The sequence below is a fragment of the Rhodobaculum claviforme genome (assembly GCF_016653255.1).
GTDB classification, from domain to species: domain Bacteria; phylum Pseudomonadota; class Alphaproteobacteria; order Rhodobacterales; family Rhodobacteraceae; genus Rhodobaculum; species Rhodobaculum claviforme.
Genome location: NZ_NHSD01000306.1, coordinates 1 through 11,806, shown reverse-complemented (window position 1 = coordinate 11,806; position 11,806 = coordinate 1). Strand labels below are relative to the sequence as shown.

12 protein-coding genes and 1 pseudogene are annotated in these 11,806 nt (G+C 72.7%); 8 read left to right on the top strand and 5 right to left on the bottom strand.

Features of this window, described 5'->3' with window-relative positions; all coding sequences use genetic code 11:
- Window positions 1-340, top strand: a pseudogene (locus CCR87_RS14425) (iron-containing alcohol dehydrogenase); the annotation flags it as partial.
- Between the two features lie 175 nt (window positions 341-515).
- Here CCR87_RS14425 and CCR87_RS14420 read toward each other — a convergent pair.
- Window positions 516-857, bottom strand: coding sequence for a WecB/TagA/CpsF family glycosyltransferase (locus CCR87_RS14420; RefSeq protein WP_338048936.1), 342 nt, complete (start codon window positions 855-857; stop codon window positions 516-518).
- A gap of 155 nt (window positions 858-1,012) precedes the next feature.
- Here CCR87_RS14420 and CCR87_RS14415 point away from each other — a divergent pair, with 155 nt between their 5' ends.
- The 3 genes from CCR87_RS14415 to CCR87_RS14405 all read left to right on the top strand — a co-directional run bounded on the left by CCR87_RS14415 (window position 1,013) and on the right by CCR87_RS14405 (window position 3,600).
- A complete protein-coding gene (locus CCR87_RS14415; protein ID WP_201158231.1) occupies window positions 1,013-1,849 on the top strand; it encodes a glycosyltransferase family 2 protein in 837 nt (278 codons plus the stop codon).
- Between the two features lie 29 nt (window positions 1,850-1,878).
- Window positions 1,879-3,135 carry a glycosyltransferase gene (locus CCR87_RS14410; RefSeq protein ID WP_201158234.1) on the top strand — a complete coding sequence of 419 codons (1,257 nt, stop codon included), beginning with the start codon at window positions 1,879-1,881 and terminating at the stop codon, window positions 3,133-3,135.
- Between the two features lie 198 nt (window positions 3,136-3,333).
- Window positions 3,334-3,600: a hypothetical protein gene (locus CCR87_RS14405; protein ID WP_201158230.1), complete on the top strand. Its 267-nt coding sequence runs from the start codon at window positions 3,334-3,336 to the stop codon at window positions 3,598-3,600.
- A 12-nt stretch (window positions 3,601-3,612) separates the two neighbouring features.
- On the opposite strand, the gene CCR87_RS14400 is transcribed toward CCR87_RS14405, so the two are convergent.
- The gene (locus CCR87_RS14400) at window positions 3,613-4,443 is read right to left on the bottom strand and encodes an SDR family NAD(P)-dependent oxidoreductase (RefSeq protein ID WP_201158229.1); all 831 of its coding nucleotides are present in this window, start codon (window positions 4,441-4,443) and stop codon (window positions 3,613-3,615) included.
- A 77-nt stretch (window positions 4,444-4,520) separates the two neighbouring features.
- Here CCR87_RS14400 and CCR87_RS14395 point away from each other — a divergent pair, with 77 nt between their 5' ends.
- Complete coding sequence (locus tag CCR87_RS14395; RefSeq protein ID WP_201158233.1) at window positions 4,521-6,779, top strand: DNA topoisomerase (ATP-hydrolyzing); 2,259 nt, start codon at window positions 4,521-4,523, stop codon at window positions 6,777-6,779.
- Window positions 6,780-6,792: 13 nt separating this feature from the next.
- Here the strand turns inward: CCR87_RS14395 and dalA are convergent, their stop codons facing one another.
- Window positions 6,793-7,449, bottom strand: a complete 657-nt coding sequence (gene dalA, locus CCR87_RS14390) for a divisome-associated lipoprotein DalA (protein ID WP_201158228.1) — start codon at window positions 7,447-7,449, stop codon at window positions 6,793-6,795.
- 316 nt (window positions 7,450-7,765) lie between these two features.
- Here dalA and CCR87_RS14385 point away from each other — a divergent pair, with 316 nt between their 5' ends.
- Window positions 7,766-7,966 (top strand): hypothetical protein, encoded by a 201-nt coding sequence (locus CCR87_RS14385; protein WP_201158227.1) that lies wholly within the window; start codon window positions 7,766-7,768, stop codon window positions 7,964-7,966.
- A gap of 142 nt (window positions 7,967-8,108) precedes the next feature.
- Here CCR87_RS14385 and CCR87_RS14380 read toward each other — a convergent pair whose 3' ends face one another.
- On the bottom strand, window positions 8,109-9,110 hold the full coding sequence (locus CCR87_RS14380) for a polyprenyl synthetase family protein (protein WP_201158226.1): 1,002 nt from the start codon (window positions 9,108-9,110) through the stop codon (window positions 8,109-8,111).
- A 67-nt stretch (window positions 9,111-9,177) separates the two neighbouring features.
- Here CCR87_RS14380 and CCR87_RS14375 point away from each other — a divergent pair, with 67 nt between their 5' ends.
- Window positions 9,178-9,393: a putative signal transducing protein gene (locus tag CCR87_RS14375; RefSeq protein ID WP_201158225.1), complete on the top strand. Its 216-nt coding sequence runs from the start codon at window positions 9,178-9,180 to the stop codon at window positions 9,391-9,393.
- 7 nt (window positions 9,394-9,400) lie between these two features.
- Entirely contained in the window at window positions 9,401-10,147 is a 747-nt protein-coding gene (locus CCR87_RS14370) for a tRNA1(Val) (adenine(37)-N6)-methyltransferase (RefSeq protein ID WP_338048935.1), read from the top strand.
- 14 nt (window positions 10,148-10,161) lie between these two features.
- Here CCR87_RS14370 and CCR87_RS14365 read toward each other — a convergent pair whose 3' ends face one another.
- Window positions 10,162-11,745 (bottom strand): gamma-glutamyltransferase family protein, encoded by a 1,584-nt coding sequence (locus CCR87_RS14365; protein WP_201158224.1) that lies wholly within the window; start codon window positions 11,743-11,745, stop codon window positions 10,162-10,164.
- Window positions 11,746-11,806 lie beyond the last annotated feature (61 nt).

Below are 11,806 nucleotides of genomic sequence, written 5' to 3'. Positions count from 1 at the left end.
GCTGTCGGGGGCGCCGCACGGGGCGCTGTGCGGGGCGCTGCTGGTGCCGGTGCTGCGGGCGAACCGCACGGCGATGGCGGCGGCCGGGCTGCCCACCGACCGCATGGACCAGGTGGAGGGCTGGATCGCCGAGGCGCTGGACGTGCCCCCTGCCACCGCGCTGGACGCGCTGGAGGGCTGGATGTCCCGCCACGGGCTGCCTGCGCCGCGCGCCCTTCTGGACCCCGCACTGGCCCCGCAGGCCGCGCGGGATGCGGCGCGCTCCTCCTCGATGAAGGGCAATCCGGTGGTCCTCGATGCCGATACGCTGGCCGGGGTGCTGACCGCCGGGCGTGGCTGAGGCCACGGCGCGGGAATCGGGCGGGTCGCAGCCAGGGGGTCAGCACCCGCCCCTACGGAAGGGCACCGGACAGCGGCCCGACCGATCGAACACGGGGGTACGCCGCACCCTGTTCCGTCCCCTGCGCCCACCGCCGACGACGCCGCCAACCCGCCCCCGCGGCCCGGCGGGGCGCTCAGCCCGGGGCGCCGTGGCGCAGACGCAGCGCCGCCAGCGGCAGCGACGGCGGGATCGCGCTGCAGGCGGCATGGCGGCACCCGAGCCGCCGCGGATCGCCCATCAGCCGCCAGAGCCACCCCAGCGCCACACGGCGCACCAGCCGCGTCGCGCGGTGCTGCGTGCCGGCGATGACGCCGATCCCCACCCCCCGCCGGAGCCTGACCAGAGGGTCCAGCCTCATCGTCACGAGCGAAAATGCCCGCCCCGTGGCCAGATGCACCTCCAGATCGCGCCGGAACGCCGCCCGGTTGATCACCCCGAGCATCCGGTCAAGGCGCGCTCTGTCGGTTCCGGTCACCGGGATACCCTTGCCATGCGGCCCGTGCTACGGATGCCCCGCGACGGGCACAAGGCACCGGCCGGGTGCCCGGTCCCCCGCGCGTGCGCTTGACACCAGTGCCAGTCCGTTCCAACGCCATCGCCTGCAACGGGTGTGCCCTGCGGAGTGAAGCCATGACAGCGACCCCCGATCCGGCCGGGCGAGGTGCGGCGGCGGCCCCATGCGCCAGCATCACCGTGCCGGCCAGCACCGAGGCCGCCGATATCGAGGCCTGCCGCGGCGCGCTGCTGGCACAACAGGGCGTCGCGGGCGGCCAGCACATCATCGTCGTCGCCAACGGCTGCCACGACGCCACCGCGGCGTTGGCGCGCGCCTTCGAGGGGCGCCTTGCCGCGCGCGGCTGGCAGCTTTCGATGATCGAACGGGCGCGCAGCCGCAAGATCGCGGCCCTCAACGCGGGCGATGCCCGGGCCACGGCGGGGGTGCGGATCCATCTGGGCGCCTGCCGAGATGCGGGGCGGATCGCCGGTCTGCTGGTGGCGCTGGCGCGGAACGCGCCCCCGCAAAACCCGGTCACGCGGGCCACGGCCGGGGTCCGGCTGCGGCTGCGGCTGCCGTTCGTGGCACAGGGCGCCACCGGCGCGGAGCCTTTTGCTGTCAACGCCGCCGGGCGCACACGCGCGGGGCTGTTCCCCGACGTGATCCCGGACGATGCCTTCGTGCGGGTCCACTTCCGCCCCGAGGAACGCCACGAGATCGCCTCGGGGTATCGCTGGCCCATGGTCGCGGGGCTGCGGGCGCTGGTCGGGGTGCGCCGCCGGGATGCGGGTGTGCGCCGGATCGCGCAGCGCCACCCAGCGCGGATGGAGAACGCGGCGAAGGCCCCGCCGGGGGCGCGCACCCTTCCGGGGCTGGCCATGCGCGCCACGGTGGAAGTCGCCGTGGACATGCGGACGTGGGCGCTGTGCCACATCGGCCCGTCGGACGGGCAGTGGACATGCGGACGCTGACACCGATGACGCCAGACAAGGATCGCCAGATGCACCAGACCCAGCCCGCCAACCCGGCGCCGTCCGGCGGACCGGTCGCCTATCTGACCGGGCAGTACCCGAAGATGTCGCACACCTTCATCCAGCGCGAGATCGCGTCGTTGCGGGCGCTGGGGCTGGAGGTGATCACCACGCAGGTGCGCCGGGCCGCGCCCCATGACATCACCCCTGACCAGCAGGCCGAGGCGGCGGCGACCTTCACCATCCTGGAGGCCGCGCGCAACCCGCTGCGGGTGCTGGCCGCGCATGGCCGGATGCTGCGCCGGTCGCCGCGCCGCTGGGCGTCGATGCTGGCGCTGGCCGCGCGCACCCGTCCCGAGGGGGTGCGCGCCGCGCTGTGGCAGCTGTTCTACTTCCTCGAGGCCGGGATCCTGGCCGATCACCTGGTGCGCAACGGGGCCGTGCACCTGCACAACCACTTCGCAGGCTCCAGCGGGACCGTCGCGATGCTGGCGGCCGGGATGGCCGACATCCCCTACAGCTTCACCGAGCACGGTCCCGACATCTTCTTCGAGGCCCGCCGCTGGCGCCTCGACGAGAAGATCGCGCGCGCGGCCTTCGTATGCTGCATCAGCGATTTCTGCCGCTCGCAGCTGATGCTGTTCTCGGACCCCGCGCACTGGGACAAGCTGCGCATCATCCGCTGCGGGGTGCAGCCGCAGCTGTATGGCACCACGCCGCCACGCTGGACGGGGGGCAACATCCTGTTCATCGGGCGGCTTGCGCCGGTCAAGGGCGTGCGGCTGCTGCTCGATGCGTTTGTGGCGGTGCATCGGAAACACCCCGATGCCACGCTGACGCTGGTGGGCGACGGGCCGGACATGGCGCGGTTGCGCGCACGCGCGGCCGCCCTCGGGCTGGAGGGCGCGGTCACCTTTCGCGGCCAGCTGGGCGAGGCCGAGGTCGCCGCCACCCTGGGCGCGGCCGACATGCTGGTGCTCCCCAGCTTTGCCGAAGGCGTGCCGATGGTGCTGATGGAGGCAATGGCAAGCCGCCTGCCGGTGGTGGCCACCCGCGTTGGCGGCGTCGCCGAACTGGTCGAGGACGGCGTGTCCGGTCTGCTGGTGCCGCCGGGCAATACCGATGCGCTGGCGGCGGCGATCGAGCGGCTGCTGGCCGATCCCGACCTCGGCTGTCGCTTCGGCACCGCAGGTCGCGCCACCGTCGAGGCCCGCCACGACACCCTGGGCGAAGCCCGCCGCCTGCACGCGCTGCTGAGCGGGGCGCGCGCAAAGCCCGCCGCCTGACCCCGGGACCTGCACCGGGAACCTGCGCCGGGGACCTGCGCCGGGGGGCCTGCGCCGGGGGGCCTGAAATCTGCGGGCCGCGGACCGCAGGCGGCGCCCGCAGCGCGGCGGGGCATTTACCTGCCGTAAAGATTCGCTCCCTAGACCGAAAGGGGCAGGGGCGTGCCCGGACCGGCGCGCAGGGGCGGAGGGGTCGGAATGGTGCTGGGCATGGTGATCGCGGTGGCGTGTCTGGGATGGGGCGGCCTGATGGCGGCGCTGCTGCTGGGACAGCCGGTCTGGCTTGCGCTGGCGGTGCAGTCCGGCCTGGGGGCGGGCCTCATGCTGGTCTGGTCGTCGGTGCGCGCCCTGCGCGGGCGCACGGTCGCCTGGATGCCGGACCCGGCGGAGGCGCCGTGCTGGACGCACGCCCGAGGCGCAGCCCTGCCACCCGCGATACAACGCGCCCTGCTCCCGCCGCGCTGAGGGTGAGCGCCCTCAGCCCAGGCGCAGCAAGCGATCAAGCAGCCGGTCGGGCAGCAACCGCCGGGCAACCTCCATCATCCGCGCCGGGACCGTCACCGCATACCGCGCGCGCGGCCGCCGAGCCTCCAGCGCGCGGATCACCACGTCCGTCACCGCCGCGGGAGGCAGCTCGAACCGGTCCGGGCCGCGATCCTCATACAGCCGCCCCAGCAGCCGGTCCTCGTACTGTGCCGCACGGGGCGAGGCGCGCCAGTCCACCCACGCCTCGAACTGTCGGCGCGCGTTGATGCGAAACCGCGAGGTGATGGGCCCGGGCTCGATCAGCACGACATGGATGCCCGCGTCGGCCATCTCCAGCCGCAGCACGTCCGACAGCCCCTCCAGCGCGAACTTGGTCGCCACATAGGCGCCCCGCCACCGCAGCCCCACCCGCCCCAGCACGCTGGAGCACTGCACGATCCGCCCGCCCCCCGCGGCGCGCATCAGCGGGATCACCCGGCAGGTCAGATCGTGCCAGCCGATCACGTTGGCCTCGAAGATCGCGCGCAGGGCCTCGGCCGGGATGTCCTCCAGCGCGCCGGGGATGGCAAAGGCGCCGTTATTGAACAGCGCGTCCAGCCGGCCGCCGGTGCGCTCCGCGACCTCGGCCACCGCGGCGGCGATGCTGGCGGGATCGGCATAATCGAGTCGGATGCTCTCCAGCCCCTCGGCCCGCAGGCGGGCGCAGTCGGCCTCGGCCCGCGCGGTGGCGAACACCCGCCAGCCGCGCGCCGACAGCGTGCGCGCGGCATCCCACCCGATGCCCGACGAACACCCCGTGATCAGGATCGTACGCTGTGTCATCCGCCTTCCCGCTGGACCGTTCCCCGCGAACCCCCTACACACTGATCGCATGACCGACGAGCCCCCCCGCCCATCAGATCGAACCCCTGCGCCGGGCGCTGGGGTCGCGCTATCTGCAATATGCGCTTTCGACGATCATGCACCGCGCGCTGCCGGATGCGCGTGACGGGCTGAAGCCGGTGCACCGGCGCATCCTCTATGCGATGCGCGAGCTGCGCCTGGCCGCCAACGGGCCGTTCCGCAAATGCGCCAAGATCTCGGGCGACGTGATGGGGAACTACCACCCCCACGGCGACCAGGCGATCTATGACGCGCTGGCGCGGTTGGCGCAGCCCTTTGCGATGCGTTATCCGCTGGTGGACGGCCAGGGGAATTTCGGCAACGTCGACGGCGACAACCCCGCCGCCGCGCGCTACACCGAAGCCCGCATGACCGCGATGGCCGAGGCGCTGCTGGATGGCCTGGACGAGGACGCGGTCGATTTCCGCCCCAACTACGACGGCACGCTGGAGGAGCCCGAGGTCCTGCCGGCGGCGTTTCCCAACCTGCTGGCCAATGGCTCCAGCGGGATCGCGGTGGGGATGGCGACCTCCATCCCGCCGCACAACCTCGGTGAGCTGATCGCCGCCTGCCGCGCGCTGATCGACGACCCCGACACCCCGGACGACGCGCTGTACGCGCTGGTGCCCGGCCCGGACCTGCCCACCGGCGGCGTCATCGTGGAGCCGCCCGAGAGCATCCGCGAGGCCTATCGCACCGGCCGCGGCGCGTTCCGCCTGCGCGCGGCCTGGGAGGTGGAGGACCTCGGACGCGGGACCTGGCAGATCGTCGTGACCGAGATCCCCTATCAGGTCGCCAAGTCAAAGCTGATCGAGCGCATCGCCGAGCTGATCCAGACCCGCAAGACCCCGATCCTGGCCGATATCCGCGACGAAAGCGCCGAGGATATCCGCATCGTGCTGGAGCCGCGCTCGCGCAATGTCGATCCGGCGGTGCTGATGGGCCTCCTGTATCGCAACTGCGATCTGGAGGTGCGGGTGCCGTTGAACATGAACGTGCTGATCGACGGGCGCACGCCGCGCGTGTGCAGCTTGCGCGAGGTGCTGCGGGCGTTCCTCGACCATCGGCGCGACGGGCTGCTGCGCCGGTCCCGCCACCGGCTGGGGCGGATCGACGCCCGGCTGGAGGTGCTGGAGGGGTTCCTGGTCGCGTTCCTCAACCTCGACCGGGTGCTCGACATCATCCGCTATGACGATGCGCCCAAGCCCGCGCTGATGCGCGAGGTCTGGGCGCCCGGCTATGTCCGCGCCACCTCCGAGGCCGACTATGCCCCCCCGGCCGAGGGCGAGGGCGCGCTGTCCGAGCCGCAGGCCGAGGCGATCCTGAACATGCGCCTGCGCGCCCTGCGCCGGCTGGAGGAGATCGCGCTGCGGCGCGAGTACGACGCCCTGCGGGCCGAGCGCGCAGGCCTCGAGGAGCTGTGCGCCAGCGAAGCCCTGCAATGGCGCCGGATTGCGCAGGAGCTGTCCGAGGTCGACGCCCGATTCGGCATCCGCGCCCCCGGCGGCGCCCGGCGCACCCGCTTTGCCACCGCCGAGGCGGTGGAGGACGTGCCGCTGGAGGCGATGATCGACCGCGAACCCATCACCGTCGTCTGTTCCACCATGGGCTGGATCCGGGCGATGAAGGGCCACATCGCCGCCGACAGCCCGCTGAAGTTCCGCGACGGTGATTCGGGTCGCTTCGTCCTGCATGCCGAAACCACCGACAAGCTGATCGTCCTCGCCTCGGACGGGCGGGTCTATACGTTGCAGGCCTCCAACCTGCCCGGCGGGCGCGGCATGGGTGAGCCGCTGCGCCTGATGGTCGACCTGCCCAACGAGGTGGAGATCGTCGCCCTGCGCGTGCACCGGCCCGGCGGCAAGCTGCTGCTTGCGTCCTCGGCCGGGGACGGGTTCGTGGTTCCGGAGGCCGACATCGTGGCCCAGACCCGCGCGGGCAAGCAGGTCCTCAACCCCGCGCGCGGGGCCGTGGCCCGCATCTGCCGGCCCATCGAGGGCGACCACGTCGCCGCCGTGGGCGAGAACCGCAAGATGCTGGTGTTCGCCCTGTCGGAATTGCCCGAGATGGCGCGCGGCAAGGGCGTGCGGCTGCAGAAGTACAAGGACGGCGGGCTGTCGGACGCGATCACCTTCACGCTGGCCGACGGGCTGCGCTGGAAGGACCCGGCCGGGCGCACCCGGCACGAGGCCGACCTGACGGAATGGACCGGCGCGCGTGCCGGCGCGGGGCGGATGGCGCCGCGCGGATTTCCGCGCGACAACCGCTTTCCCTGAAGGCGGCGGCCCCTCAGCCGAACGGGCGGGGGGTGACTTCCTCGAAGACGCCGGGCGTGAACGGGCCGGGATCGCCAAATCCGCCCCCCGACGCCAACGGCGGCGGCGCGCTGTCGGGGGTGCCGGTGACCAGCGCCCACCACAGCTTGCCGTTGGGGTCCTGGTGCCAGGCCAGCCCCATGTCGCGCGCCTCGCGGTCCAGCAGGACGGCGCGGGTGTCGGGGTTGGCCATCCAGGCGTTGATGGTCTCCAGCTCGCTCTCGAAGGTCTCCGAGATCAGCTCGCCGCGCATCTCGCCGCGGTACCCCGCGCGCGCCACCCGCGCCACCGGCGAGGAGCCGTCGGAGCCGAAGTGCCAGGCGCGTTCCTGCGCCGACATGTCCCGCGCATGCGTCGCCGCCGCGGCCGTCAGTTGCGCGTTCAGCTCCAGCGGTGCCAGGCGGCGATCGGCGCGCAGGGCGTTGACCGCATCAAGCGCGCGGAACGGGATGCGTTCGGCATCCCCCGGCCCGATGCGATAGACCCGCTGGATCGGCTGGCCATCGGGGCCAAGCGGCGCCAGCGGCTGCGCCGGGGCACAGGCCGCCAGCGCCGCAGCCGCCGCAAGGGCCACGAACGCCCGTCGGCCGGGGCGGAAAAGGGGACGGTCGGGGGGACACTCTGAACGCATCGTCATTCCTTCGCGGGGGCCGTTCGCGGGGGCCGGTCGGGAGGTCGGTCGGCCGCCGGACCCCGCTTCCGTTTCGGCCGGTCTAGCTTCTGCGAACGGCGGTGGCAAATGCACCGGCGCCCGCACCGGCGCACAGGCGGGTCGTCGCCGCACAGGTGTTGCCAAATTGACGAAGCCGGATGAAACTCTCTGCGCAGTCGTCTGGCAGCAGTTGCATTTCAACGGGGCCAATGTTCTTTCGGCATGCACGAGGTACCCTTGCGTGCCCCTGCCGATCCGCAAACCCTCGGACGGCGGGCAACAATTGGAGGTTGACATGAAGAAACTCGTTCTGGCCCTGGCGCTCACCGGCGTCGCTTCCACCGCTTTCGCCGGCGCTCACGGCACGTCCAAAATGGCCGATCCGGTCATCGAGCCCCCGGTCATCATCGAAGAGACCCGGAAGTCGACCGCTGGCGTCGTGATTCCGATCGTTCTGCTGCTGGTGGCCGCCGCCGCCATCGCCGCGAACAACTGAGGACCGTCCGGCCCAAGGCCGGATCGGGACGGGGGGCGGCGGGAAACCGGCCGCCCCTTTCCTTTGGCCGCCTCGAACCAGCCGTGCCGGCTGGCCCGGGCCAGAGGCTCAGATGACACCGTTTATCAGATGACACCGCTCATCAGATGACACGGGCCACGACATACCCCGCCAGATCGTCGAGAGCCGCGCGCAAGGGATGCTCCGGCAGGGGCGCAAGGGCTGCGCGGGCGCGCGCCGACCACGCCAGCGCCTCGGCCCGGGTGGCCTCCAGCGTGCCGTGGCGGGCCATCAGCGCCATCGCATGGGCCAGGTCGCCATCCTCCTGCTTGCCGGCCTCGATCACCCGGCGCCAGAACGCACGTTCCCCGTCATCGGCCGCGGCCACGGCGCGGATCACCGGCAGGGTCAGCTTGCGTTCGCGGAAATCATCGCCCAGGTCCTTGCCGATGGCGTCGCCCGCCCCGCCATAATCGAGGTAATCGTCCACCATCTGGAACGCCACGCCCAGCGCGTCGCCATAGGTGCGCAGCCCGTCCACCTGTGCCTCGGTCGCATCCGCGATCACGCCCCCGGATTCGCAGGCCGCCGCGAACAGCGTCGCGGTCTTGCCGCGCACGACCTTGAGGTAGGTGTCCTCGGTGGTCGCCAGGTTGCGCGCGGCGGTCAGCTGCAGCACCTCGCCCTCGGCGATGCGGGCGGCGGCCTCCGACAGGATCTCCAGCACCCGCAACGAGCCGGTCCCCACCATCAGCTGGAACGAGCGCGCGAACAGGTAATCCCCCACCAGCACGGACGAGGTGTTGTCCCACAAAAGGTTCGCCGTCGGCCGGCCGCGCCGCTGCGCGCTTTCGTCCACCACGTCGTCGTGCAGCAGGGTGGCGGTGTGGATGAACTCCACCGTGGCCGCGAGGTCGATGTGGTGGCGCCCCTCGTAGCCAAGGATCCGCGCCGCCGCGAGCGTCAGCAGCGGGCGCAGCCGCTTGCCGCCCGCGCCGATCAGATGGGCGGTCACCTCGGGAATGCGCGGGGCGTGCTCGGACGCCATGCGGGTGCGAATCACCGCATCCACCGCCGCCATGTCCGCCTCCAGCGCCTGTCGAAGCACCACATCGGGCCGCAAGCCCGGCTGATCGAGGCCCATCGTGCCCTCCTGCTGTCCGCGTTGCCCCGTCTCGACACGGCGGGCCAAGTGCCCTTATGTGTCGATGATGAGGGAACTTCTTCGCACCAACGACCCGACGGTCATCGCCTGGGCCTCGGCGCTTCTCGAGGGCGAGGGTATAGAGCCCTTCGTGCTCGACGTCCATATGAGCGCGCTGGAAGGGTCCATTGGCATATTGCCGCGCCGGATGATGGTGCGGGACGCCGACCACTTCCGCGCCAGCGCCGTGATGCGCGACAACGGCATCCCGATCGAGAGCTGAGGGGACGGTGACGCAGGACACCACCGAGGATGCCTTTCTGGGCGGCCGGCTGCGGGTGTTGCAGCCGCGCCAGGGGTATCGGGCCGCCACCGACCCGGTGCTGATGGCGGCTGCCGTGCCCGCGCGGACGGGGCAATCGGTGCTGGAACTGGGCTGCGGGGTGGGCGTCGCCAGCCTGTGCCTGGGTGCGCGGGTGGCGGGGCTGCGGCTGGCGGGGCTGGAGCGGCAGCCGGGCTATGCCGCGCTGGCGCGGGCCAATGCCGCGCGCAATGCCGTGGCCCTGGAGGTGTGGGAGGGCTGCGTGACCGCCCCGCCCGAGCCGCTGCGCGCGCAAGCATTCGACCATGTGATGGCCAACCCGCCGTGGTTTGACCCCGCAGCCCCGCCCGCCCGCGACCCCGGCCGCGACGCCGCCCAGCGCGAGGACACGCCGCTGGCCGCGTGGATCGACACCGGCCTGCGGCGGCTGCGCCCGGGCGGGTGGCTGACGATGATCCTGCCGGCCGCGCGCCTGCCCGATGCGCTGGCGGCGCTGGCGGGGCGCGCCAGCGCGGCGGTGTGCCCGATCGCGGCCCGCGAGGGGCGCGCGGCGGGGCGTGTGTTGGTTCAGGCCCGCAAGGGCGGGCGCAGCCCCTTCGTGCTGGGGGCGGCGCTGGTGATGCACGCGGGCTCCCGCCACCTGCGCGACGGCGTGGATTTCACCGACATCGCCACCGCGATCCTGCACGACGCAGCCCCCCTCAGCATCAGCTGAGGGGGGCTGCGCGGTCACAACCCGATGGCGCAGCCGTCCTTGCGCGGGTCGGACGCGCCGATCAGCACGCCACGGGCGTGGTCGATGCCGATGGCCTGCGCCCCGCCCAGCGGCTCGGGGCGCCACAGCGCGGCGTGGCCGCGGGCGGTGATCGCCTCCATCAGCGCGGGGTCGTAGCCGTGCTCCAGCTCCAGCGTGCCATCCACGGCGAATGAGCGCGGCGCGTCCAGCGCCTGCTGCAACCCCATGCCGTGATCGCGCAGGTTGCCCAGCACATGGGCGTGGCCGGTGGCCTGGTACTGCCCGCCCATGACGCCGAACGCGAGCGTCACGCGGCCATCCTCGCGCAGCATGGCGGGGATGATGGTGTGCATGGGGCGGCGGCGCGGCGCCATCTCGTTGGGGTGGCCCTGGGTCAGGCTGAAGCCCGCGCCCCGGTTCTGGAACAGCAGGCCGAAGCGATCCGACGCCAGACCGGACCCGAAGGCGTGGAAGATCGAATGGATCAGCGTCACCGCCATGCCGTCGCGGTCCACCGCGCACATCAGCACGGTGTCGCGGTGCACCGCGGCGGTGGCCTGCGCCACCGGCGTCTCCAGCGCGCGGGCCGGGTCGATCAGCGCCGCGAGCTTCGCCGCCGTGTCCATCGACAGCATGTGATCCAGCCGGTCGCAGGTCTCGGGGTCCGAGATGAACCGGTCGCGGGCGTCGTAGCCGAGCTTCGTCGCCTCGGCCAGGATGTGCACCCGCTCGGGGCTGTCGGGCGCCATCGAGGCCATGTCGAACTGCGACAGGATGTTGAGGATCAGCGCCGCGGTCGCGCCCTGCCCGTTGGGCGGATGCTCCAGCAGCTCCGCGCCGCGATAGGTGGCGCTGATCGGCTCGCCCCAGCTGCAGGCGGTCTCGGCAAAGTCCTCGGAGGTGTGCACGCCGCCCATGGCGCGCAGGCTGGCGACCATGTCCTCGGCGACCTCGCCCTCGTAGAAACCGGCGCGGCCCCGGACTGCGATGCGGCGCAGCACCTCGGCCTGGCCGGGGGCGCGGAAGATCGCGCGCTCGGCCGGGGCGGCGCCCTGCATCAGGTAGAAGTCGCGCGCCACGCCCTTCAGCCGGGCCCCGGCGTCGACCCAGTCGGCGGCCACGCGCGCGGCCACCGGCACGCCCGTGTCGGCATGGTGGATCGCCGGGGCCAGCGTCTGGTCCAGCCCCAGCCGCCCGTGATCGGCCGCCAGCCGGCACAGCGCATCCACCGCGCCGGGCACCGTCACCGACGCCGGATCATCCAGCGGAATCGTCGTGTGCCCCGCCGCCCGCAGCGCCTCGCTCGAGGCGCGCGCGGGTGCCCGGCCCGAGCCGTTCAGCGCGTGGACCGTCTCGGTCCCGGCCGGCTTGACCAGCACGAAACAGTCGCCACCCAGCCCGCACATGTGCGGCTCGCATACATGCAGCGTGGTGGCCATGGCGATGGCTGCGTCTGCGGCGTTGCCCCCCGCCCGCAGGATCTGCGCGCCCGCCTGTGCCGCGATGGGATGCGAGGTGGCGACCATACCGCCGGTCGCCAGCACCTCGGACCGTCCCGGCCTGTGGAAATCACGCATGTCGTCGCCCCCTTGTGTATCCTGAGTGCAGGCTTAGGGGGGGGCGGGAAGATTGCCAAGG